Here is a 22734-nt window from a genome sequence, read left to right on the forward strand (position 1 = left end):
TTTATACAGTTATTGTAATTATTCAAATTTTTTAAAGGGAGCCAAGTTATATTATAAGTAAAATAATTAAAAGTATAAGTTTACTTTACTTTTTGTAAAATATAATTTACAATTAGTTTCAAGAGGTGATGTCGTGAAGAAAGATTTTGGTGATTCCATTTCTAATAAGGTTTATGAATATCGTGTACTTGCCAGATTGTCACAGCAAGAATTAGCAGAAAAAGTCGGGGTCTCCAAACAAACCATATTTGTCATGGAAAAGGGTAACTATGTACCCACTCTATTGTTGGCATTTCGAATTGCTGAATTTTTTAATGTGAATGTAAACGATGTATTTACTTATATGAAAGGAAATGATGAAAATGGAAATTAAGTCGATCTCAGATATCCCAGGTGCAGCTTTTTATCCTTTGAAATCATGGGCGGAACAGTCTACTGATAATTGGAACATGTTGATTGGAATTGGATTTTTATTGTTGATGGTAAGTATCGTATTGGCATATGTATTCTATAAGAAGATGGGGAATGAAGATGAACGGACAACAAATATTTATTTAAAGAGTAGCTACTTTATGCTGATGACGATCATTCTATGTGATATCGTTTTTCCTAATGAGTATATGGCGAACATTTTCTTTCTATTTAAATACGCGCTAGCCATTTTAGCATGTGGTATTTATTTAGCCATTCAATATAAAAGAGATTTTACGTAATATTTGAAAGTTAAAACTTCCTAAAAATAACAACGCCTAACTATACGGTGCGTTTCTTCAGATAACAAACAAAAAGGTTTTAGACCCATAATACTGATCAAATGGGGTTTAAAACCTTTTTATCTTTGTAATTTTCTCTTGAAGGGCGAAGACTTATCTGAAAAACAAGGCTATTTTATCATCAATGAGATTTGTATCATCAGGATGAAAATAATAGTTTATCTTATCATAGTGAACGGAGAGTTTATAAGCTATTGGCTCTCCTGTGTAGAACGTCATTTCATACATGAGAGGATCTCCGTCTTTCATATCAGGTTGGTAACTTGGTTTTTCTTTGCTAGTTGTTAATAAGAATAGAATATGATCAATTTCTTCTTTTCCAGATAAGGTTTGTTTTAAAGTACGGTCTACATCATTGTGTGGGTCTATAGCATACGTTTCAATTTTTGTTACTTGGTCAATTGGGATATGTTTAAACCAGAAACGGTCATGCTTACTATTGTATTCAACATATAGTTTATACCCATTGATTTCATATTTATCTTTAACTGCAATAAATCCAGGTCTCCCTTTTACTTCAAACAGAGTTGTACCTTTTGGTAAGAAAGCAGCATCTCCGTTCTTTGTTTTATACTCTGGATCATTTATGCTATCTGATACCTTAAATGTAGTTTTCCCAATCTTTTCTCCAATTAAAGAAGGATCTGAAATAAATCCTGTGTACACCCCGTGGTATTCTTTATTATTCCATTTAATAAAATCAACCCAATCAATTTCAATTTGTCCTCCATAATTACAGCCTGTTAATAAAAATAGAATCAATACTAAACGATATAATCTTCTCAGTTTCAATTCCTCCTCAATTCTTATACTGATATGTCGAACATATAACATAAATTGTTACATTTTTTATTTTCTTTCAAATTTTCCGTAATCTGATTGGTTGAAGTTAGACAAGCAAACATGGGAACCACTTTATGGGAAAATAAAGAGCAGTACATTAGAAATTCTCCAATATTTGATTTTGATAAAATTCAAGTACCTTTTAATCGTTCAAGGTACACAAGACCACCTCTGTTCTGAGGAAGCAGCCCATGTTTTCAGCATTAATTGGCGGTACTATAATAGAAAGGCGTCCTTTTGGGAGATCAATATTGCGGTTTAAGTAATTTATAGGGTTTCTAAAACATACAAGCATAAAATTTCTATAAATTCCCTTCTGGCATTATAATCTGAGTTAGAGAAATAGAAGGGGGAAGTAATATGCAAAACTATATTTGTGAGACATGTGGGGTTCAATATGAGGGTTCTGTACATGAACCACATTCCTGTATGATCTGTGAAGAAGAAAGACAGTATGTGAGTTCAAAAGGACAATCGTGGACTACACTTGAAGCGATGGTTGAGAGTGGTAATTATAAAACGGAAGTTAGTGTCGAAGAGGAGAATCTTTATCGTGTTCAGACGAGCCCGAGTTTTGGGATCGGCCAAACGGCATATCTCGTAAAAGGAAATGGATATAATATGTTATGGGATTGTGTGAGTTACATAGATGAAGATACCATTAAAGAAATTCGGCAACTGGGTGGCATCGATGCAATTGCGCTATCACATCCTCATTATTATTCGACTCAAGTGGAATGGGCTGAGACATTTGATGCTCCACTCTACATACATGAAGATGATAAGATGTGGGTAACGAGAACAAGTGACAAGATCGTTTTCTGGTCGGGAGACAAGCTAGAACTTAGTGAAGGAATTATCCTTCACAGAATCGGTGGCCATTTTAAAGGAGGTACCATCCTTGAATGGAAACAAGGGAACCACCATCAAGGTGTTCTTCTTTGTGGCGATATTGTACGTATCGTAGCAGACCGGGAATGGGTCAGTTTCATGTACAGTTATCCTAACTTTATTCCTTTACCGAGTGCTACGGTAGAGAGGATTGCTCATCAGATGAAAGAATTAACCTTCACTCGTATCTATGATGCATTTAACCGAGTGATTAAAGAAGATGCTGGAGAAGCGGTTCAACGATCAGCAAAGAGATATGTTGATGCGCTGAACGGAGTGTTGTTTCATACATAATATATTATTTTGGTATAAGCAATAAAAAGAGAAACGGAGCTATCTTGGTAGTTCCGTTTCTCTTTTTTCGTTAGAACTGACCGGTCGTTCTCTCGTAAAAAAGTAGTCTATTTTAAGTCCACGAGGCTGTTTCTTATGATGATCAACAGAACGATTGTTAAAAATATAACTCAAGTTTAGATGTTCTTGAGGCGGTTGAAGAAGACAAGATTTATATTAGAACAGACGGAGTACTCAGGCATGACCTTTTTGTACTAATATAACGACCCAAACAATATTCTTATTAAAGAAAATGATAAGAAGGAGGGGAACGTGAAGTGGAAAAAGTGAAAGTGCGTTTACGCCCCATTATTCGTAACATAAATTTACCCATTGTAATTAAAACAACCATTCTACCAGGTGACTCAATGGAAAGATTATTTATCGCAACCCAGGTAGGAGAGATTTTTTGTATAGGAAATGAAGGGATTCGGACTTTTTTAGATATTCGCTCACGTATCATAAAGTTAGGTGTTTCTGGCGGTGGTTATGATGAAAGGGGATTGCTCGGTCTAGCGTTTCATCCTCAATTTTATTATAACGGTCTGTTTTATCTTCATTATTCATTAGCTGGATCACAAGGCCCTGGTGCTTTCTCTAATTCAGAAGATCCTACACAGAATCGAGATGCTCTTCCAAAATTTTTCAAACCAGATCCTTGTAAACCTAAAACTTTAAATTTAAGGTGGACAAACAGAGAAGCAAGATATGATCATATTGATACCGTTGAGGAATGGACTTTACAAGCAAATGGCCAACCTGAAAAGCGTAGAACGTTACTTAACATAAGAAGGCCCTTTTTTAATCATAATGGTGTTAATAGCTTAACTTTTTCACCTGAAACAGGAAGACTTATTTTAACAACTGGAGATGGTGGGTCAGGCTATGATCCGTTCAATTTAAGTCAAGATGATATGGAGATCGCTGGTAAAATCATTGAAATCGATGTAGAGAAAAACACATTTGGTATAAATCCACCCGTAGTGTCACGTTTTCATGAACTTCCTGTAAGTATTCAAGGAATACTTACTGTGATTGCAAAAGGGGGACGCAACCTTCCAGGTATTTCATTTCAAAGACACGATAATCATTATATTAAATATGTAGGGAACGTCGGACAGGATTTGGTAGAGTCCGTTTTTTCATTTGTACATTATAAGCCGTTGCCAGTGATGCAGCTTGTTAAAGCTTATCTCATGAATACTAGATTACAAGAAGATGGATTTATTAATTTCGGTTGGCGAGGTTGGGAAGGTACATTTCCTACTACTATTATAAAAGAATGTTCTCCAGATTCTTCTTTAGAAAAGCAAACATTCGCTTATTACAAAGATGCGTTAAAAACTTCCGTTCAGCGCATTCAGCCACTCACTTGTTATTATCATCAAGACCCCCGCCCTGGTAAGTTTGGAGGAAGTGCTCTAACAGCTGTTCAATCTTATATGGGGAGTGGGATTCCACATTTAAAAGGAAGCGTTGTTTTTACCGATTTTGCGGTAGAAGATTCACCACCTCCGAATAGAGGAACTTTAGCTTATACTAAAATAAGAACAGACGGTAAACTAAATGATTACGATATCATTGAGACCGATTATGATTTCGGTTCTGAATCATCGTTTTACGTTAGTTTAGGAGCAAACCTAAATCAAACTAGACTCTATTTAGGAGTGTATGCTTCTAATAAGGTGAATGATTATAATCAAGGAACTATTTTTGAAATTGTCCCTTAATTTCAGTAAAGAAATGAACGAATAAGAAGTGGCGAGTGAGCAGCAATGTTTATCTCGCCTGTTTTTTAGTCAAGAAATGGCTTGAATTTTTTAAAAAAGAAAGGTGCCATCTCAACCCATAACCAGCTATAAAAAAATGAAAATAGAAATATACAACCTACTGTTAGGAAAGAAAAAGAGTGGGAGACGATTGGACCAAGAACGGGAAATTGGAGAATATATAACAGACAGATAATCCCTAGTGCTAAAAGAATAGCACCTAGACTAATGATATTCCATTTTTCTTTGAAGAAATAAAAACCAACGCCAATACCAAGACCTAAGATTCCAGTTGTAAATGGAAAAACGATAAGTTCGCTAGGAAACAGAATGAATAACAAAGAAATGCTAAGAAAATAAGAAATCACGCCTATTTGTAGAAAGAACATAGTGCCAATAAAAATCGGTAAGGTAGCGAAGGGGCTGATGAAAAAACCGACAACAGGTAAAAGACCTCCTGTTGCTTGAAGTAAAGCAGCGATACAAGAGAGATAAGAACCTAAAACCAGCCATTTTACTTTTGGTTGTTTTTGAAATTGTAATTGCATAGAGCGAATATCCTCTGAAAACCAATTAGCAGACATTGGCACACCTCCATCAAAATGATTTTATTAATGCAATATATTAACCAAGTATTCGAAATGGAACTCTTTTAAGAAAACTCTTGAGGCATTCACTGATATTGCCGCATTTTTCTTGAAACATTACATGGTTTATTTCGTCTTATTTATAAAGGGGGAGTTTATATAAAAATAAAGCATATTCTTTTTTTCTTGCTATTATTTATTTTTTTATGTTCTTTCATATCCCCAACTCCATCATTCGCAACAAAATGGGTACATCAGTTTGTAGTTTGGGATGGATATGTTTACGTAGTGAAAGATGAGTATGTGAAGGAGATCGATGAAGAAATTGGGCAGGTTACGAAGTATTCAGATATGGAACAGTATGCTGGAAACTTCTCGAATGTCTATAAAAAAGGAACGAAATACTATTCCATTAAAGGCATAAATAAAAATGATTACATTGCAGTTGAAGTTGGAAGTGGGAAATATAAAAAAGCGGTACGAGAGAGTGAATATATATTTGCAGACCATTCAAATGGAAATATAAATGAGGGGAAGTTTGCGGATAAAGCGGTAAATGTTTTATTCATTTTTACATTAGGAGTATTTGTAATCGTTTTTATCGTTATAAAAGTTAAAAGGTAACCGATATTAAAAAATGTAAAACTGGATTTTTTAAAGAAAGAAGATAGGACTAAACCAAATACGCTTTCTATATTTCTATGGTTTAGTTCTATCTTTTTACTAGGTAACAGGGTAAAGTCATACACATGTCCCTATTGATTCAAGTTGGTTTTTATTAGAAAATGCAGTGATTATTCAGACACGCCATCTTCAAGAAATTCAATGGTACCTTGATTTGCATCTAATTTAACCTTTATTCCAATCGGAAAAACGTGCGAAGGGAACGTGTGGCCGATATCTACATTCGTGAGAACAGGTATGTTAGTGTCTCCCATGATTTCGAATAACAGGTCTTCTATTGAAAATGGAGCATTTAAATGATTAAAATGTTCGTGTTTACCGATGATGAGTCCAGCAATCTTATCGAAAACACCTGAAATTTTTAACATACTAAGCGAGCGTTCTTGTGTAGCTATATCTTTAAAAGAGTCTTCAAGAAATAGAATGGCACCTTCTAAATCAGGGAAAAACGCTGAACTCATAAATCCGGACATTGTGTTTAAATTACCGCCAATCAATTTCCCTGTGGCAGAACCTTCACGTAATGTTTTCCAACCCGTATTCTTAACCATTTGTTTTTGTCGATCTTGTGTTCTCCAATCAAGCATTTCTTCTGTCCATTCTTGTGGGACATCGAGTACATATGGAGCTTTCTTTCTTAATTGAACAACATCCTCAAAATAATCTCTTCCTTTTGGTAACATTTCAGGATACTCACCAAAGGAGGGAACAACAGCTGGACCATAAAACGTTGTTAACCCTGTCTTCGCATAGATACCAAGCAAAAGTGCGGTAACATCACTGTAGCCCATGATCACCTTGGGATGCTTTTTTAAGTGAGCATAATCCAAATAAGGCAAAAGCGAATTTGAATTCAATCCACCGATGGTACTTATTATTCCACGCACCTCTTTATCATGAATGAAGTCGTTAATCTCTTCGGATCTTTCTTGGATGGATGCTGACCGATAGGATTGTGTTTGTTTGGAGCATTTTCCTTCTTTGATTTTAAATCCCATTGTTGCTAACTGAGATAATCCTCTTTCGTATCTCGCTTTAAACAATACTGGTGCGGGTGAGGAGGGGGTAATAATTCCGATGGTATCCCCTTTTTTTAGTGCTTTTGGTATTAACAAATAAAACAACTACCTTTCATTGTTTCATATTTTGAAATGAGATATTAGTAGGTTTATATTTTGTAAACTGCCCAAATAATACCATAAATTAGTGATGAATCCATTTGTTTTTTGAACGTAAATGGATATGGATTATTTAAGTTGTGCGTTATGCTCATCATGATCGTATAGAATTTAATAAACCATTGAGTAGTTTTATTTATGATAGCTACTCTCCTGGAAGGTGAATCAAATCTTTAGATTATTTTTTACAATCGTTTTCAATCTTATCTTTGGCTACCTATTTCATTATTTGTTCATTTTATTTGTGTTACTTTACCTATACATTGCAGAAGCTCTCGGATGGAGCCTAGATCCAACATTAGAAGAAGGTTTATTAATACCAGTCCTCTTTTTAACAATAGTGATAAGCATCATTTACTTTTCAATCATTGTTCTTACAAACGTATGTGTATGGAAAAAAACGAAAATCAAAAAAATTCACTTCCTATTCATAATCATAGTTACATTTTCAGCGGGCTTCTTATTAAATAGAGAAAGAATGGATCTCTTATTTAGCTAGCGTAACTTTTTTATGAAAAGATATTTTCTATTAAATTAGCATTTCTTATGGGTTAAAAATGGCGTGATTTTAAATATAAGTGGCTTAACGTAAAGGGTTTGTTATAATGGTCAGCATAATCTACTAAAAGCGAGTGATTGATTTGGATTCTACAGAACGCGAATTATTACAACTCATTGAAAAAAACGGACGTCTTGCAACAGGTACGATTGCCAAGTTAATGGGAATTACAGAGGATGAAACAAAACAAATATTAGAGAAGCTAGAAAAAGAAAAAGTCATACTTGGCTATTCTGCCATTATTGACTGGACGAAAGGGACTGAAGAAGGGGCTGTAACAGCCATGATCGATGTAAAAGTTACACCAAAACGAGGTGTTGGCTTTGATAAAGTGGCAGAGCGAATTTACCGGTTCCCAGAAGTGAAAGCAGTATATCTCATGTCTGGCGTTTACGATCTATCGGTGTCGATCGAAGGTAAAACGATGGCAGAAGTCGGGCGTTTTGTATCAGAGAAACTCTCAACCATCGATTCAGTTATATCAACAACTACTCATTTCATCTTAAAAAAATACAAACATGACGGCCTCGTATTTAGTGATAATGATGAGGATAAACGAATTGTGGTGTCGCCATGATTACAGAACCCACTTCAAAATATTTATCAAATACGGTGCAATCCATTCAGCCATCTGGTATCCGTCGTTTTTTTGACCTTGCTTCTTCTATGGAAAACGTGATTTCACTGGGCGTTGGTGAGCCAGATTTCGTTACACCTTGGAACGTAATTGAAGCAAGTTATCATTCATTGGAACAAGGCTATACGGCTTATACCGCCAATGCCGGTTTATTTGAGCTCCGGAAAGAGATCTCTCGTTATATGAAAAGACGGTTTGGTGTTACGTATAGTGCTGAAGATGAAATGGTGGTTACAGTCGGTGCTTCACAGGCGATTGATATCGCTTTGCGGGCGGTCCTTAACCCTGGAGAGGAAGTTATTGTTGTTGAACCAAGCTTTGTCTCCTACGCACCAACAGTTACACTCGCAGGTGGTATTCCTGTGCCCGTAAATACGTATAGCGAGGATGATTTCAAGCTTCAGCCTGAACAAATAGAAGCGGCTATCACTGACAAAACGAAAGTGCTTATGTTATGCAGTCCAAATAATCCAACAGGTACAGTACTGTCAAAAGGCGATTTGGAACGTATAGCGGAGGTAGTAGAGAAGCATGACTTGCTCGTGATTTCAGATGAAATCTATGCTGAACTAACATATGATGAACCGTATACGAGTTTTCCTGCAGTGAAGAATATGCGTGACCGCACGATCTTGATTTCTGGATTTTCAAAAGCATTTGCCATGACTGGCTGGCGCTTAGGCTTTGCTTGTGGACCAAAAGCCATTTTGCAAGCCATGCTAAAAATACATCAATATACGATGATGTGCGCTCCTACGATGGCTCAGCATGCTGCCCTTGAAGCACTTGTTAACGGGCAGAAGGATGTAGTGAAAATGAAGGAAAGCTATCGGCAGCGCCGTAGTTTAGTCATTCATGCTCTAGAAGAGATGGGTTTATCGTGCCATGTTCCAGGTGGCGCTTTTTATGTATTTCCCTCGATTGAAAAGACAGGACTGTCTTCGGAAGAGTTTGCAGAGCAACTCTTGATGAAAGAACAGGTTGCGGTTGTGCCTGGTAGTGTTTTTGGCAAAAGTGGAGAGGGGCATGTTCGTTGCTCTTATGCGACATCCGTTCAAAAACTCGAAGAAGCGATGCGCAGAATTGATCGGTTTTTACAAACGTTATAAAGATCTCTTTTATCGATATAACCATTTAAAAGAATTCACAAAAGATGCATTCCTATCAAAAGAATGCATCTTTTTCTAATGTGAATCATTATGAATGTTATATTCTTTGACCATACAAGAAGGAAATATACTTACAGACAGGGAAGTATTCGTGAGCTGAAAAAGGAGAGTGAGAGTATGAATTTGTTCAAAACTCAATATGACTGGGTACGTTTAACGAGAGAAACTCTTTTTCAATATTGCGAGACATTACCTGCATCTGATTATGAAAAGAAACTGGAAGGATTCAGCAATGAATCTATCCTGAGCTTACATGCTCATGTAGCGGGTTGTTACCAAGTATGGCTAGGTGCTCGTGCACTTGGAAAGTCTCTTCCAGATATTTCGCCTGAGTCCATACATAACGTACAAGAGATGCGTGAGCTTTTTAGAAAAACAGATGAAATGGTTTATGAATTTCTCGACAAATTTGATGACAATTGGGATCAAACCGTGGAAGTGACGTTTAGAAATGGAAGTCAAGCAGATTTTACGGCATTGTGGTTATTTACGCACACATTGACACATGAATTCCATCACAAGGGACAAATTGTAAAGATCGGAAGACAACTATGATACGCACCGCCAGATACAGACCTCGTTGAGCCGATGATAAAAAATCCGTCAAACCGTTAGGAGGATTAGTAACATGAGCCGAGCAGAATTTTTAGTAGATGTGTTAGACTCCACGTTTGATAAGGAGAACTGGTACGCGCCGCTGAAATCAGCTATGGAAGGTTTAACGGCGAAGCAAGCGAGCTGGAGACCACCTGGGGAAGCAACGAAATCCATTTGGGAGAACGTCAATCATCTCATTTATTACAAAGAAAGACTTGTTGCTACGTTGGAAGGACGAGAGTGGACGCGGATGGATGGGAACGACACCTTTTTTATCATTAAACAAACAGAAGACAATAATGACTGGAATCTTACCATCAATCGGGCAGAAAACGTACACAACAAATTAAAAGAGTTACTCAGTCAGATGAGTTCTGAAAATATAAAAGAAAGTGGATTAGAAAGTGATCTCATAGATATCTTGCTTCATGATGCTTATCATACTGGTCAGATCATGCTGCTAAGAAAAATGCAGGGATCGTGGCCATCTCATCGCTAATTCAGAAGAATATTCTTTGAAGTAGGCACATTTATTTACTAATAAATGTGCTTATTTTTATATAACCAATTTTTCTAAAATGATTGACACAAATGGAAAATAAACATACTATGTAATTAGATAGTTAGACATTTATCTAAATATCTAATAATGGAAATCATCCTGAGGTGACAAAATGTCTCTTAATGAAGCGTTTAAAGCATTATCTGATCCGACTCGAAGACAGATCTTAACGTTGTTAAAAGAAGATGAACTAACAGCGGGAGAGATCGCTTCACATTTTGACATGCAAAAGCCGAGCGTGTCTCATCATCTGAAAATCTTAAAGAATGCTTCACTAATTGATGATGAGAGAAGAGGACAGCATATTTATTATTCTTTAAACACAACGGTGTTTCATGAATTAATGAGCTGGTATTTCACGTTTACAACGAAGGAGGAAAAATGATGAAAAAGTATGGATGGAGTTACCTTTTAATTGCACTTAGTGTACTGATCGGTGCTATCGCTTATCCTTACCTGCCTGATCAAATGCCGATGCATTGGAACATACACGGTAAAGTGGATGGGTATTGGGATAAACAATATGCAGCTTTCTTTCCACCAGTGTTAATGATTGTTTTGATGGCGTTGTTTATCTTCATGCCAAGAATCGATCCGAAGAAAGAGAACTACAAGAAATTTTCTGGAAGTTATACGATTTTTATTACGATTATGAATATGTTCTTCTTACTTCTTCAATCCATAATCATTAGCTATGGTTTAGGAGTTAATATAGATATCTCTCTAGTCATAAATTTAGGGATCGGCTTACTTTTTATCGTACTCGGAAACTACATGCCGCGAATCAAACACAACTATTTTATCGGAGTCCGTACACCGTGGACACTTGCTAACGAAAAGACATGGAGAAAGACGCATCAATTAAGCGGGAAGCTTTTTGTTGTTGCAGGACTTCTGCTTGTCGTTATCTCTTTTTTACCAGCCGTGTATCAATTTGCGGGCATGCTTGTTGTAGTTCTTGCAACTGTTCTCATCACAACGATTGCATCTTATGTTTATTTCAATCGTTACAAGAATGCAAACAGCAACTAAATGCTCTACACACAAAAAAGCCTGTGGCATCTTAGCCACAGGTTTTTACATATTCAATTGACTTCGTAATCTTGCCGGTGGCCGGTGGTAACCAACTGGAATCTGAAGCAAACTCGTTCTTTTAAACTTTACTATTTTAAACAGCCCATCGTACCATGGTACATCATATCCTAGGACAGGATGACCATTCATATTTCGTGCAGAGGCAGCGATAAGTAATTTATGAGCTAGTATGCCCACTTCCATATGCTGAATCCGATGCCCTCGATAACCATGAAGTTCGTGATAGTGGTTGTTGCTACCGCTAAAATTAAAAGAAAGGGGAATCTGTGCCATGTTCACAAAATCGGAAAGCAGACCATCTTGTTGAGCCGTTCGATAATCTCCATGCGAAATCAGCTTGAACTCCTGAGTAGAATCATTGACTTCATACAAGCCATTAGAAAGCCCTTCTACACCATAAGCGGTAAATCGAAGGGAAACACGGGAAGTTAAGAGTGATAAATCTTGATCGATATCGTTTCGATAGTGACACATGGAACTTAAATCTTTTAACAGACTGGAAAGAGTTTCTATTGATAGTGGTTTTATTACAAAATCTTGTCCAGGAGAATATCGATCTCGGCATGCTTTTGAAAAAGAAACCGCAGTATCTTTAGGTTGTGTTGGTAGTTTTATAGTATGAGGTTCAATATCTTTAGAACGCTTTTTATAAGAAAAAGAATGCAACTTACATGCATGATTCATTTTACGCAACATAGGATAAGGGCGAATAACACTTGACTTCATGTAATGTTGATGATGTATAGGATCAAACTCTTCACTTAGCTTTTTTGCGGTAATCTCAACTTCTTTTGTATCTTTAAACCATTCCATTTCGTTATCTATAGAAAGAAAGAGAACGGCATACACACTTTCTTCATCTTCATGAACCCCAAGTAGGTGGTTGATTGCCTCATCTAAAAATTGATAATAAACACCAGTCTCAAACTTCTTGCGTTTTCCAACCTCTAGCATCTGGCCGATCAAAAAGCCAGCATCCAGTCCTTGGAGACGGTAAGAGAAGTTGTGATACTTAAAGAAGTTCTTCCAGAAAAAAGTGGATACAAAAACAGTTGCAAAACATTTTGAGACATTGCAGCGATTTCCTAATGCTTGATTCAAATAATTATCAAAATTGCCTTCACGCAGACAAATCAACGAATGATGTGCTGCATCATAATGATAGATGCCATTGGGTAGTTCAACGAGCTTCAGATACAGATAAACCTCACTCGGATAGAGTGCACCGCCTGAGGGAACATAGCGGCGATACGTCATCCACGTATCCTCTGAATCTAGGGAAAGAAACGACTCACTCAACTGTGTAATCCCATAGGAGTACATAAGAAATTGACTGAGGTCGTCTAGAGTTGCGTGAGTACTAGGTGATAAGGTGTCAGAGTGATTTATGGATAATTCAAATTTAGGTAGATCTGTTGTGTACAATTTATAGGGAAGCGGGGCATCTTCCCAGTTCACCTCCCAATCAGACGGCGTAATCTTAGCGGTCTCGTAATGAAGTTTGTAAATAAACTCATCGAGGTTCATGTACAATGCCCCTTTCTTATACAATTTTACGGAAATGGGTGAGGATGTGGGTTTAACTCATCCAGTGATAATGGTTGTTTCACATATCCGAGCTTCATTGGTACCGTGAGGACACGATCCAATCCTTGTAATCGAGTGAGATGATGACCGAACGTCATCGGCAGCATGCCAGGTATGATCACTTTTACACAATGTAGACCGTTCCGTTTTAATTCTGGTCCGGTTTGATCCACAACGATTACGTCAAGATTTAGTTTTTTGAAGATTTTCAGCACACTATTTAGGTCCTCTAAAAGATCGTCAGTTTGACGAGCCGGTTTAAACTCTTCTTCAAAATCACGCACTTTCCGCTTATCCAGCAAAAAATAAAAGCGTTTCTCTGCATCTTTTAAGCCGTAAACCATCGAGTGATCTTCCATATGACGAACAAGACTAGAATCTCGAAACATCTTCTCATATTTCTTGCGGTCCTTTACAAAGCTTTCTTCCATATTAAGCAGCATGCCTGAAAGTTCTTGAACGGCACCTTTGGCTGCTCTCAATGGATCAAGATGAGCGCCTGCTGCGCAAAGCAGATTCAAGCCATCGTTCTTCGTATTTTTTGCCATCGCCCAAATACTTGGAATTCCGTTTTCTGTCGTGGCATTAAATAGTTGAATCTCAAATCCTGTCACATGGAGGATACGCTGAACCATGAGCTGAAGCTCTGAATCGTTGATTGATTTCATGTCCAGACGTGGAATAGGCAGTTCGCCGTACCAAGTCATAAGAAACGCGTCACGTTCTACGATCTCGAAGATTCCATACAGAATAGCTTCTTCTAAACTACCACCGACTGCACAGCCGTTTGATGTTTCATAAACGAATCCTTCTCCACCACCCATGCTGTAATAGGCGAACGTTTCTGGTACCAATGTAGGCCGGTCCTCGGATAACGAATATCCCCACACCCAGTGGATCGGACGGTCTGAATCGAACGGTTTAAATGGATAATGCGGCTGACTGTACTGTTTCTGTGAATGAGTTCCGATTGATAGAGGATTCATAGCTACATTTTTCACTTTGTTGTAAGGTTCATAAACGATTGTTCGTTTTCCACGTGGCGCATAACCACAATACCGCTCAAGTCCCTCCAAAATGCCCGCTTGCTCACTATGAAGATACGAATGTGTCCGACCAGCGTTCAGTTCGTTACCAGTGAGCAAAGGTAGATTAACTACAGTGTCCGCAAAAGGAGAGATCAAGTCATATCGTTTAAAATTAAGAAGACCAGTACGATTATCTAAATAATCTCGGCTTAAAACGTTTTGTAGCTCATCTATTGAACGGGAACGATAGACGTCTGTTGAAATTTTAGGACTAGATTGAAGTGCAATCTTGGCAATATCATCGGTATCAAGTGGTATGTTACCGCATGTCTCACAATACGGATCTGGTAAAAAGAAATGTTTGGTAAGTTTGAACGTTTGTAGGGTCATCAGATATATGTTTTCATGAGTGTGCGGAGTATCATCATGCATAAAACGATCAACTTCATTACAAATAAGGGCAGCTGTCTGATTGAGTGCTAGATTAGTAGCCCAAACATCACGTGGTAAATCTTCGTTTGAAAATAGGTATTCTTTCATTTGAAAATGTTCTCTACGGTCTTGGCCAGTCATGAAAAAGCGAAGATCTGCACATTGTGAGCAGCCTGGTTGGTTTGGATGAACAAGTGGACCAACGTGTGCTTCACCAAAGAAAACAAAGCCGCGCAGCCATGGCATGTTGTTGTTTCTAAACAATTTCTCTGCCTTTAAATGCTGAGCTGGATTCCAACTATCATGAAGAACTAACGCTAACTTTTCATGATTGATTTCCGCATCTTCAACCTTTTTAAAACGAGAGATGTGGTAGGTTGCATGTAGTTGTTGGTAGACGTCGTTTGCAATACTACCATTTCCGATCATTATAATTTTTTGAGTCATGATTGTACCTCCGAAGAGAGTGTGATTCCAAAAATGCCAGAGGTATTTTCATTTAGAATGGTTTCTGCATGCAGCGTGTATAACGTTGCTTTACAGTTGGTATTTTTTAACGTTTGTAGAGCTGATGTCAATGTGTATGTTAGTGTTTCTTCTTTTGATTCTGAAAGGGTAATCGTTTGAAGTCCGGTGGTTGAAATGGTAGCTGATGACTTTATGCAATTCTTGATATGGATTGTTTCTTTATTTTGCCGGTACATAAGTGCTCCTTGTAGTGCATTTTGTAAAGCACGGTTCTCATCTAGACCGATAGAGCCGAAATAATTACGATCCTGCTGAACCCATACTACAGGAAAACCATGGATTTTAGTTCCTAAAAAAAGTTTGATTTCTTCATCAAGCGTTGATAATGCTTGAATTAAAAAGGTGGAATATGCGTCTTGAATGGAAATTGGATCAACTTCTGCAGAAACTTGAATTCTGTTATGAGACTTCGTGAAGATTTCTTGCAGGCTGTTTTGCAGTGCTCTACACATTCCTTCTGCTGCAGACCGCCCGATTCCAACACTCATAACTTCCGGTGAATTCTTAAATAACTTCTTAACGTATGTTTCAATTCCAGATAAACCTGCTTCTAACCGGGCATCCTCATGTGTTCTGTCTGCTGCTGTGATCACTTCTGGCTCACTTTCACCAAAAGGATCAGCTACTTGTACGTTGCACTGTGACAAGGGTAGCTGGCTTAAATCCTCTTCCTCAAACTTTTGGAATATTCCAGTGTCACTTGATGTAATTTGATAAAACAATGAGTGAAGATCAACTTCTCGGGTAGGCGCTTTCTTTATAAACAAAAGAGGATCCTCAATCGCTTCAATTTTAATATTGTTAGTCACGAGCGGGTGAGGGAAAACCGGATGCCATTTTCCTTCTAATGTTTCCACGTTCAGTTGGTAGATGACATTTTCGGGATTTTCCTGTACTCCTGTAATTACTTTGAACAGCATAAATACAGTGACGTTCGCAAGCAAGTTAGAAGCAGTGCGTGAAGATTTGAATTTAGTCTTTTTGTTATCTTTTTTACCCAAACGTAAAGAAGCTGTTTTCCAGCATGCAGCAGAATCCGTTAATTGAAGAGGACCGACAAAAGCTTGATGGTTTTGTAACGTAACGGGTAAAAATAATTTTGATTGATCTCTGCATACTTTTTGAATTATGGAGAGTTGATCTGTATTTTCAACCTCATTTGCATAGAGTACATATTCAATGTTTGCTAGATCTTCTGTACAACTGTTTTCATTAAAAGGAAGAAGTGTAAAGGAAGATTCAGGCTCTGTTTTTGTAGCAGATTTCATTAATTCTTTTAGATTATTTGTTTCATTTTGTTTCGTGTTCGTGTGGAAAATGGTGAATGCCGGAAGTCCTGATTGCAAAAGGGAAGCTGTGAGAGATGAGAGAAGTGGACCACAGCCTATTACTGCGATTTTGGACTCGCGATACTTTTGAAAACGATGCGCGCCAGAGTGGCTGAGATGATCAATAAACTCAATCTGTGATGCATATTTTTCCAAAAGTGCAGGGGAAAGCTGATGTGGAAGGTCCTGACTCGTATCGCGAACAAAACCATTTTTGTATAACACTTCAGCGATCTTAAAGACTTGCTCTTTATAAGGATCAGGCAGACCGTCTGTAATTTCTTCTATAGAACGGCTGCCATCTAGCATGGGAACTAATTTTTGCACCCATTGCTCAATTGTATTTCCTTCCATTTGTATAGAAGTCACGTTATTTCGGAGATAAACGCCGCCGTTATGCTGTGGATAGATGAACGTGTCTCGGTTTATTTTTAAACACATTGAGAGAGTGACGCCTGGCATGATACCCCTCCTAACCTAATGCTCATCATCTATTTGTATGGATTCTGCTTGTCCGTTATGTCAGTTTGTTATGAGGCAATTGAGTAACGTGAATATAAAGCGATTATCGTGAATAAAAAATTTATAACGTGAATATATCGCGGATTATCGTGAAATTATATGGATTACCGCGAATATATTTATGTTTGTAATTCTAAAAATACATTTGTAGAAATTGTCCGCTACAGGGAGACGAAACCATGCCTGTAGCGAATGAAAAATAAAATAGAGGACTGATGCTCAAAAACTTGAGCAAAGCCCCCTGTTACTTCTTCTTCAGCATTTATCTGATTAATGTCCTCCGCAACGTCCGCCGCATCCGCCACAGCCTCCACAGCGTCCACCGCAACCACCGCAACCACCACAACGACCAGCGCATCCCCCACAACCGCCACAGCCTCCACAACGACCAGCACAACCGCCGCATCCGCCACAAACTGCGCAACCTCCACAAAAATTAAAACAGATTCCGATTACACAGCCAGGAATGATAAGACGAGGGTCTTGTGCTTGCTGTTCTTGGGGATGATGTGGCTGACCGCCACTAACTTGAAAGTCTCCAGTACTTAATCCATCCAAATTCCATTGGTGTTTATTATCCAATACAAACACCTCCTTGTTTTTTGTCAGATCTAGAACGAGTAGAGAGTCTCTGCTCAAATTCCTCCTAATAAAATATGGATACAGTCTGTCCACCGTTACAGGATTGGGTGGTTGAAAAAGAACCAGCCTGTGTTTGAGGTTAAACATAGGCTAGGAGTAAATCAAAATGATCATAAAGTGATGGTGAATGGTTATTTCTGAGGAAAAAAAGTTGCTTGAAATCACTTTCTTGCTTTTTAAGAGAACAGTGAGTTGTAACTAGGAGAAAATCTGTAATTATGCTCCATTTTAGCGGCTTGTTCTTATCCACAATATATACCATATAGGGTATTCAACCACGTTATTCAAAAAGTTTATAGCGTAAATCCATAAATTTTCTCAATAATTCCACGAGTTTGAATAATAATTCCACAAGTTTCAATCATTTATCGACGAGTTGCTAAATATCGACAAATTTTGCATGGGTTATACCCTTAGCTAAAGCACTTAGTCACGCTATTCCCAACCTTTGTGATTGGAGAAAGTTTCATAATCACAACCAGTATCATATTCGAAAATTTTACCGGTGCGAAGCTCATACGCTTCAGAAGCTAGATCGAGTAGGGGCTCACACGTATCGTTTTCAGGCATATGTATGGGGTTTTGTAATACCAATTCATAAAAATCTCTACCTTTGGTAATGACAGCGCATCGAAAATATAAAAAATGCTCATTTTCGTCCTTGTAGGAATAAACTCCAATATTGCGTGCGTGTTCTTCTGTATCTAATTGAAAGAGTTTATAAGACAAGGTTTCTTCAAACTGCTTAATATCCCGTACACCTAGTCCTGCTAACTTCTGAATAGCAGCTTCCGTATCTTCATCATCTACTAAAGAGATGAAAGACCAAAACATTTCTTCACTCATCATTTTCTTAGGTGCTTGAACTTCAGCAAGTGATTCTCTAGCCATTCTTTCCTCATCTTGTCGCATTTCTATTTCAAAGTTCTCTCGATCATGTTCCCAACGCCATTCATAATAAGCTTCTATTCCCGTGTCTTTATCCCAATCGCCACTATAACCGGGAAAGCGGCGTTCTTCTTTCATCTGAATATTACCAATGAAAATTAATTCTTTAGGTGCTTTACCATCAACAAGGGAGTGGTTACGAGAGTTGTAGATCGATTATGTTTATCAACAATTCTGATTGCTCCATAGCGGCCATCAGGTAACTTGACGGCATACACATTGCCCACAGAGATCGGAACATTATTAGATTTAAACATACAAACCTCCAAATGAAACACATTTTATGGTTAAGCCTATTATATATCCATTTCTTCAACTTTGTGGGGGCACCAATTTGTAAAATCTCACAATCACTACTCTCACACAACATTTACACCAATCAAACACTTCCTAAAAATAGCATTGCTACTCTTAATCTTGTAACAAATCAACATACATAATCACGGAGGGGTAGCAAAATGACTTCTAAACAAGTGAATCGTCGCGATTTTATTAAGATCGGAGGAGCGAGCACATTAGCGTTAACACTTGGTTCGCTAGGTGATACTTCTAACTTATTCACCGAGAAAGTCCATGCTGATCGAAAAGAAGAAAAAGTACTGAAGTTTCATTCGAATGGAAAGTTCAAGGTCGTTCAGTTTAATGATACACAAGACGATGAACGCATTGATCGCCGAACGATTGAATTGATGGAAAAAGTGTTAGATGCCGAGAAACCTGATTTTGTTGTACTGAACGGGGATAATATCACCGGCGGATGTGATACTGACCTCGAAATGAAACAGGCGATGAACAATGTTGCCGGGCCGATGGAAAAGAGAGGAATCAAGTGGGCGGTTACATTTGGAAATCATGATGAAGATTCTACCCCAAAAAGCGGTGTGGATGAGAGTAAGATGCTAGCATTCTACCAATCTTACAAACACAATGTGAACGATAATGGTGCAAAACACATCACAGGAACCGGGAACATGAGTCTACTCGTGTGGGACGCAAAAGGCAAGAAGCCTGCTTTTAATTTCTGGTTGATGGATAGTGGACGTTACGCACCAAAAGAGATTGCGGGTCAAGATTTTGAGGGTTATCCAACATGGGACTGGGTTCGTTTTGATCAAGTCAGCTGGTACAATGAAACGTCTCAAAAGATCGAAAACCATTTTGGATTTAAGGTGCCTTCTCTCATGTTTATACACATCCCGTTATGGGAGCACCGTTATATGTGGTATTCGAGTGTAGATGGCCGAACAGAAACTGATCATGCACGTGCTAAAAACAAGCATCAGATAACAGGTGAGAGAAACGAAGATGAATGTCCGGGTCCGATCAATTCTGGCTTATTCTCAGCGATGCAGCATCGAGGCGATGTAAAGGGAGTCTTCTGTGGACATGATCATATCAACACATACGCTGGAAACTATTATGGCATTATGCTCGGATATGGGGGAAGTACTGGATTTGGAGCGTACGGACTTCCTGGTGACGAGAAGAATCGACTTCGCGGAGCTCGTGTTTTTAACTTGGACCTAAACCACGAGAATGTTTTAAAAGAAACTCACATGGTGTTTGCGAAAGATTATGGCATTGACCTATCTCCAAACGATCAAAGCATAAATCCTGCTCCTCTCCCAGGAGAAAAACAGCCTGCGATGCAATAGTGTAGTCACAAAAACAAATAATCATATTGTACTATAATGGTTTTCGAGAAGGATTTTAGCCTTAAAAAACTAGACTATTCAACTATATCGATGGTCTAGATTATGTTTAATTGCTAAATTCGTAATGCCAATCCGTAAAGACATGTTATAAAATGATAACGATTCAAAAAAACTACATAATGGAGGATTTAAGCATGTTGAAGAAATCGATGTTGTGTTCATTTGTTTTTACACTGGTAATGGCTTTTGTGTTTGTTTCATCTGATGATCAACAGAGGGCATGGGCGCTACCGCCAGGAACACCTACTAAATCTGCTGCACAATCTCAGTTGAATGCATTAGTGGTTAAGACAGAAGGTTCAATGACAGGCTATTCTCGCGATCTTTTTCCACACTGGTCGAGTCAAGGTGGAGGATGTGATACACGTCAAGTTGTTCTTAAGCGTGATGCTGACTCATTTAGCGGAGACTGTCCTGTTACATCGGGAAGCTGGTACAGCTATTATGACGGTGTAACGGTTAAGAATCCATCTGATCTCGATATTGATCATATTGTACCATTAGCTGAAGCTTGGCGTTCTGGAGCAAGCAGTTGGACGACTACAAAGCGTGAGGCTTTTGCAAACGACCTTACAGGACCACAACTTATTGCCGTAACGGCAAGTTCAAATCGATCAAAGGGGGACCAAGATCCATCAACTTGGAAGCCTACTCGTACTGCAGCTAATTGTGGCTATGCAAAATGGTGGATTCAAACAAAGTACAACTGGGGTTTAAATCTTCAATCAGCGGAAAAAACACAACTTCAAAGCATGCTTAACACTTGCACGTATTAATAGAATTAGAGTATAAACATGGTATGAACTTGTTTAAAAGAGGGGAGCTGTTCCAATGGAAGAGAAATCAACGGTTTTTACGGCAACTCATGGTGTAATGACTAAAGAGGTCGGCGTGATCAGCGGGGAGCTCGAGCTTAAGACAAGTTGTAATGAAGAAGGTATTTTGAAGCTTGCCATCACATATGCGGGAGCGGCAGAGTGGTATACACTTCCGGGTGAAGAATATCGATTGCACGATCCACGCGATCACGAGGTTATTCACCATATGCTGGCCAAAGTATTGGAACGCGCTTAACACATTTAATACAAGAGTGGACCGTCTGAAAACAGGCGGTTCTTTTTTATTGTTAGCGAGAATGGTATATTAATATTTTGTAAAGTAATATTAGGTAAGTAAAGATTAAATAGAGGGAGGTTAGAGATGGTCACGAGGGAAGGGCTTGAAAATCAACAAATATGGATTTACGGTATCTCTTTACTAGTAGGTGGCTTTATCGGCCTCGTGTTTGGGAGTTTAGGAGCTATACTTCAATGGATGACTTCTCCGCTAATCGCTATCCTTCTGTATGGGATGTTTGCACAAATTCCTTTTTTAAAACTCAGAGAAGCTGCTTCAAACATCAGATTCATGCTCGCTTTATTAATCGGGAATTTTGTATGTGTACCCATCGTTGTATGGATTCTTACTTCTATTTTTCCGCAGTCCCCACCAATACTATTAGGGATTTGCTTAGTTCTTCTTACGCCGTGTATTGATTATGTAATTGTCTTTACTCAGTTGGGAAAAGGAAACGAAAAATTGATGCTTGCGGCAACACCACTTTTGTTTGTTGTTCAAATGGTCTTACTTCCTCTTTATTTGTGGTTATACATAGGGGAAGAGATGATAACTGTGGTGCAGATTCAGCCTTTTTTAGAAGCATTTTTCTTACTCATTGTAATCCCATTATTACTAGCAGTCCTTACACAGTTGTGGGCAAAAAAACAAACACTAGGTAAAAATGCCTTGGAATTTACTGCTTGGTTACCTGTTCCGTTCATGGCTTTCGTCTTGATCGTAGTCGTAGCTTCACAAATTGGAAAAGTCTACAGTGATTTTAATATCATCATAAACGTTGTACCGATCTACATTTTATTTTTAATCATCATGCCGTTCGTGTCTCGCTTGATTGCACGGATATTTTCTTTAGATGTAGGTGCAGGAAGAGCATTGATCTTTAGCATGGGAACAAGAAATTCCCTGGTCGTTCTCCCATTAGCCCTTGCATTACCAGATTCTTGGCGTACAATAGCTGCAGCGGTAATCGTAACGCAAACAATTGTTGAGCTAATCGGTGAGTTATTCTATATAAAAGCAGTACCGAAATGGGTTTTACCTGATCCTAATTAAAACGAATTCTACGACAAAAGGCAAGGAGTGCATCAGTGCATCCCTGCCTTTTTTCGGTTTCATCTTGCTAACAATTAGGGGTTAAGGTCTTACTTTATAGGTTTCGCACGTTGAATGATAAAAGTGGATGTATCTCAAAATTCTTTTTGTGTTAGTGG

24 protein-coding genes are annotated in these 22734 nt (G+C 38.2%); 15 read left to right on the top strand and 9 right to left on the bottom strand.

The window, feature by feature from the left end:
* The first annotated feature begins 133 nt into the window (after nucleotides 1–133).
* On the top strand, nucleotides 134–373 hold the full coding sequence (locus tag ACFS5O_RS13125) for a helix-turn-helix transcriptional regulator (protein ID WP_205726481.1): 240 nt from the start codon (nucleotides 134–136) through the stop codon (nucleotides 371–373).
* Complete coding sequence (locus ACFS5O_RS13130) at nucleotides 363–713, top strand: DUF2178 domain-containing protein (RefSeq protein WP_205726480.1); 351 nt, start codon at nucleotides 363–365, stop codon at nucleotides 711–713. Before ACFS5O_RS13125 ends, ACFS5O_RS13130 begins: the two co-directional genes overlap by 11 nt.
* Before the next feature lie 153 nt (nucleotides 714–866).
* Here the strand turns inward: ACFS5O_RS13130 and ACFS5O_RS13135 are convergent, their stop codons facing one another.
* The gene (locus tag ACFS5O_RS13135) at nucleotides 867–1565 is read right to left on the bottom strand and encodes a hypothetical protein (RefSeq protein ID WP_205726479.1); all 699 of its coding nucleotides are present in this window, start codon (nucleotides 1563–1565) and stop codon (nucleotides 867–869) included.
* Nucleotides 1566–1976: 411 nt separating this feature from the next.
* Here ACFS5O_RS13135 and ACFS5O_RS13140 point away from each other — a divergent pair, with 411 nt between their 5' ends.
* Together ACFS5O_RS13140 and ACFS5O_RS13145 are read left to right on the top strand one after the other, a co-directional pair.
* Nucleotides 1977–2801 (top strand): MBL fold metallo-hydrolase, encoded by an 825-nt coding sequence (locus ACFS5O_RS13140; protein ID WP_205726478.1) that lies wholly within the window; start codon nucleotides 1977–1979, stop codon nucleotides 2799–2801.
* Nucleotides 2802–3118: 317 nt separating this feature from the next.
* Entirely contained in the window at nucleotides 3119–4570 is a 1452-nt protein-coding gene (locus ACFS5O_RS13145; RefSeq protein WP_205726477.1) for a PQQ-dependent sugar dehydrogenase, read from the top strand.
* 65 nt (nucleotides 4571–4635) lie between these two features.
* Here the strand turns inward: ACFS5O_RS13145 and ACFS5O_RS13150 are convergent, their stop codons facing one another.
* Nucleotides 4636–5193, bottom strand: a complete 558-nt coding sequence (locus tag ACFS5O_RS13150; protein ID WP_205726476.1) for a hypothetical protein — start codon at nucleotides 5191–5193, stop codon at nucleotides 4636–4638.
* A gap of 291 nt (nucleotides 5194–5484) precedes the next feature.
* Here ACFS5O_RS13150 and ACFS5O_RS13155 point away from each other — a divergent pair, with 291 nt between their 5' ends.
* Nucleotides 5485–5820, top strand: a complete 336-nt coding sequence (locus ACFS5O_RS13155; protein WP_205726475.1) for a hypothetical protein — start codon at nucleotides 5485–5487, stop codon at nucleotides 5818–5820.
* Between the two features lie 170 nt (nucleotides 5821–5990).
* Here the strand turns inward: ACFS5O_RS13155 and ACFS5O_RS13160 are convergent, their stop codons facing one another.
* A complete protein-coding gene (locus ACFS5O_RS13160; RefSeq protein ID WP_205726474.1) occupies nucleotides 5991–6995 on the bottom strand; it encodes a S66 family peptidase in 1005 nt (334 codons plus the stop codon).
* Between the two features lie 704 nt (nucleotides 6996–7699).
* On the opposite strand from ACFS5O_RS13160, the gene ACFS5O_RS13165 reads away from it, so the two are divergent.
* The 6 genes from ACFS5O_RS13165 (at nucleotide 7700) to ACFS5O_RS13190 (ending at nucleotide 11614) form a co-directional block, all read left to right on the top strand.
* Entirely contained in the window at nucleotides 7700–8194 is a 495-nt protein-coding gene (locus ACFS5O_RS13165) for an Lrp/AsnC family transcriptional regulator (RefSeq protein ID WP_205726473.1), read from the top strand.
* Nucleotides 8191–9363, top strand: a complete 1173-nt coding sequence (locus ACFS5O_RS13170) for an aminotransferase (RefSeq protein WP_205726472.1) — start codon at nucleotides 8191–8193, stop codon at nucleotides 9361–9363. The genes ACFS5O_RS13165 and ACFS5O_RS13170 overlap by 4 nt, the downstream gene beginning before the upstream one ends.
* A 177-nt stretch (nucleotides 9364–9540) precedes the next feature.
* Entirely contained in the window at nucleotides 9541–9978 is a 438-nt protein-coding gene (locus ACFS5O_RS13175) for a DinB family protein (RefSeq protein ID WP_205726471.1), read from the top strand.
* A gap of 73 nt (nucleotides 9979–10051) precedes the next feature.
* Nucleotides 10052–10519, top strand: coding sequence for a DinB family protein (locus ACFS5O_RS13180; protein ID WP_205726470.1), 468 nt, complete (start codon nucleotides 10052–10054; stop codon nucleotides 10517–10519).
* A 175-nt stretch (nucleotides 10520–10694) separates the two neighbouring features.
* The gene (locus ACFS5O_RS13185) at nucleotides 10695–10967 is read left to right on the top strand and encodes an autorepressor SdpR family transcription factor (protein WP_205726469.1); all 273 of its coding nucleotides are present in this window, start codon (nucleotides 10695–10697) and stop codon (nucleotides 10965–10967) included.
* On the top strand, nucleotides 10967–11614 hold the full coding sequence (locus tag ACFS5O_RS13190; protein ID WP_205726468.1) for an SdpI family protein: 648 nt from the start codon (nucleotides 10967–10969) through the stop codon (nucleotides 11612–11614). The genes ACFS5O_RS13185 and ACFS5O_RS13190 overlap by 1 nt, the downstream gene beginning before the upstream one ends.
* Before the next feature lie 45 nt (nucleotides 11615–11659).
* On the opposite strand, the gene ACFS5O_RS13195 is transcribed toward ACFS5O_RS13190, so the two are convergent.
* From ACFS5O_RS13195 to ACFS5O_RS13220, 6 genes are all read right to left on the bottom strand, one after another.
* Complete coding sequence (locus ACFS5O_RS13195) at nucleotides 11660–13204, bottom strand: SagB family peptide dehydrogenase (protein ID WP_205726467.1); 1545 nt, start codon at nucleotides 13202–13204, stop codon at nucleotides 11660–11662.
* A 26-nt stretch (nucleotides 13205–13230) separates the two neighbouring features.
* A complete protein-coding gene (locus ACFS5O_RS13200; RefSeq protein ID WP_205726466.1) occupies nucleotides 13231–15171 on the bottom strand; it encodes a TOMM precursor leader peptide-binding protein in 1941 nt (646 codons plus the stop codon).
* Entirely contained in the window at nucleotides 15168–17042 is a 1875-nt protein-coding gene (locus tag ACFS5O_RS13205; protein WP_205726465.1) for a bacteriocin maturation protein, read from the bottom strand. Before ACFS5O_RS13205 ends, ACFS5O_RS13200 begins: the two co-directional genes overlap by 4 nt.
* Before the next feature lie 330 nt (nucleotides 17043–17372).
* Nucleotides 17373–17684, bottom strand: coding sequence for a hypothetical protein (locus ACFS5O_RS13210; RefSeq protein WP_205726464.1), 312 nt, complete (start codon nucleotides 17682–17684; stop codon nucleotides 17373–17375).
* Between the two features lie 495 nt (nucleotides 17685–18179).
* Nucleotides 18180–18770 (bottom strand): DUF4240 domain-containing protein, encoded by a 591-nt coding sequence (locus ACFS5O_RS13215; RefSeq protein ID WP_205726463.1) that lies wholly within the window; start codon nucleotides 18768–18770, stop codon nucleotides 18180–18182.
* A 20-nt stretch (nucleotides 18771–18790) separates the two neighbouring features.
* Nucleotides 18791–18949, bottom strand: a complete 159-nt coding sequence (locus ACFS5O_RS13220) for a hypothetical protein (RefSeq protein WP_205726462.1) — start codon at nucleotides 18947–18949, stop codon at nucleotides 18791–18793.
* A 201-nt stretch (nucleotides 18950–19150) separates the two neighbouring features.
* Between ACFS5O_RS13220 and ACFS5O_RS13225 the strand changes: the two genes are divergently transcribed.
* From ACFS5O_RS13225 to ACFS5O_RS13240, 4 genes are all read left to right on the top strand, one after another.
* Nucleotides 19151–20347, top strand: coding sequence for a metallophosphoesterase (locus ACFS5O_RS13225; protein WP_205726461.1), 1197 nt, complete (start codon nucleotides 19151–19153; stop codon nucleotides 20345–20347).
* A gap of 194 nt (nucleotides 20348–20541) precedes the next feature.
* Nucleotides 20542–21183, top strand: coding sequence for an HNH endonuclease family protein (locus ACFS5O_RS13230; protein WP_205726460.1), 642 nt, complete (start codon nucleotides 20542–20544; stop codon nucleotides 21181–21183).
* Between the two features lie 55 nt (nucleotides 21184–21238).
* A complete protein-coding gene (locus ACFS5O_RS13235) occupies nucleotides 21239–21481 on the top strand; it encodes a hypothetical protein (RefSeq protein ID WP_205726459.1) in 243 nt (80 codons plus the stop codon).
* A gap of 126 nt (nucleotides 21482–21607) precedes the next feature.
* Nucleotides 21608–22576, top strand: coding sequence for an arsenic resistance protein (locus ACFS5O_RS13240; protein ID WP_205726458.1), 969 nt, complete (start codon nucleotides 21608–21610; stop codon nucleotides 22574–22576).
* Nucleotides 22577–22734: the final 158 nt, after the last annotated feature.

The sequence above is a fragment of the Fictibacillus nanhaiensis genome (genome assembly GCF_042686385.1).
Taxonomy (GTDB): domain Bacteria; phylum Bacillota; class Bacilli; order Bacillales; family Fictibacillaceae; genus Fictibacillus; species Fictibacillus nanhaiensis.

What these genes read in the sequence shown, in the direction of transcription:
- ACFS5O_RS13130 (WP_205726480.1), top strand. Translation starts at nt 363, where the DNA reads ATGGAAATTAAGTCGATCTCAGATATCCCAGGTGCAGCTTTTTATCCT.
- ACFS5O_RS13140 (WP_205726478.1), top strand. Translation starts at nt 1,977, where the DNA reads ATGCAAAACTATATTTGTGAGACATGTGGGGTTCAATATGAGGGTTCT.
- ACFS5O_RS13150 (WP_205726476.1), bottom strand. Translation starts at nt 5,193, where the DNA reads ATGTCTGCTAATTGGTTTTCAGAGGATATTCGCTCTATGCAATTACAA.
- ACFS5O_RS13170 (WP_205726472.1), top strand. Translation starts at nt 8,191, where the DNA reads ATGATTACAGAACCCACTTCAAAATATTTATCAAATACGGTGCAATCC.
- ACFS5O_RS13175 (WP_205726471.1), top strand. Translation starts at nt 9,541, where the DNA reads ATGAATTTGTTCAAAACTCAATATGACTGGGTACGTTTAACGAGAGAA.
- ACFS5O_RS13180 (WP_205726470.1), top strand. Translation starts at nt 10,052, where the DNA reads ATGAGCCGAGCAGAATTTTTAGTAGATGTGTTAGACTCCACGTTTGAT.
- ACFS5O_RS13185 (WP_205726469.1), top strand. Translation starts at nt 10,695, where the DNA reads ATGTCTCTTAATGAAGCGTTTAAAGCATTATCTGATCCGACTCGAAGA.
- ACFS5O_RS13190 (WP_205726468.1), top strand. Translation starts at nt 10,967, where the DNA reads ATGAAAAAGTATGGATGGAGTTACCTTTTAATTGCACTTAGTGTACTG.
- ACFS5O_RS13195 (WP_205726467.1), bottom strand. Translation starts at nt 13,204, where the DNA reads ATGAACCTCGATGAGTTTATTTACAAACTTCATTACGAGACCGCTAAG.
- ACFS5O_RS13200 (WP_205726466.1), bottom strand. Translation starts at nt 15,171, where the DNA reads ATGACTCAAAAAATTATAATGATCGGAAATGGTAGTATTGCAAACGAC.
- ACFS5O_RS13205 (WP_205726465.1), bottom strand. Translation starts at nt 17,042, where the DNA reads ATGCCAGGCGTCACTCTCTCAATGTGTTTAAAAATAAACCGAGACACG.
- ACFS5O_RS13215 (WP_205726463.1), bottom strand. Translation starts at nt 18,770, where the DNA reads ATGAAAGAAGAACGCCGCTTTCCCGGTTATAGTGGCGATTGGGATAAA.
- ACFS5O_RS13220 (WP_205726462.1), bottom strand. Translation starts at nt 18,949, where the DNA reads ATGTTTAAATCTAATAATGTTCCGATCTCTGTGGGCAATGTGTATGCC.
- ACFS5O_RS13225 (WP_205726461.1), top strand. Translation starts at nt 19,151, where the DNA reads ATGACTTCTAAACAAGTGAATCGTCGCGATTTTATTAAGATCGGAGGA.
- ACFS5O_RS13230 (WP_205726460.1), top strand. Translation starts at nt 20,542, where the DNA reads ATGTTGAAGAAATCGATGTTGTGTTCATTTGTTTTTACACTGGTAATG.
- ACFS5O_RS13235 (WP_205726459.1), top strand. Translation starts at nt 21,239, where the DNA reads ATGGAAGAGAAATCAACGGTTTTTACGGCAACTCATGGTGTAATGACT.
- ACFS5O_RS13240 (WP_205726458.1), top strand. Translation starts at nt 21,608, where the DNA reads ATGGTCACGAGGGAAGGGCTTGAAAATCAACAAATATGGATTTACGGT.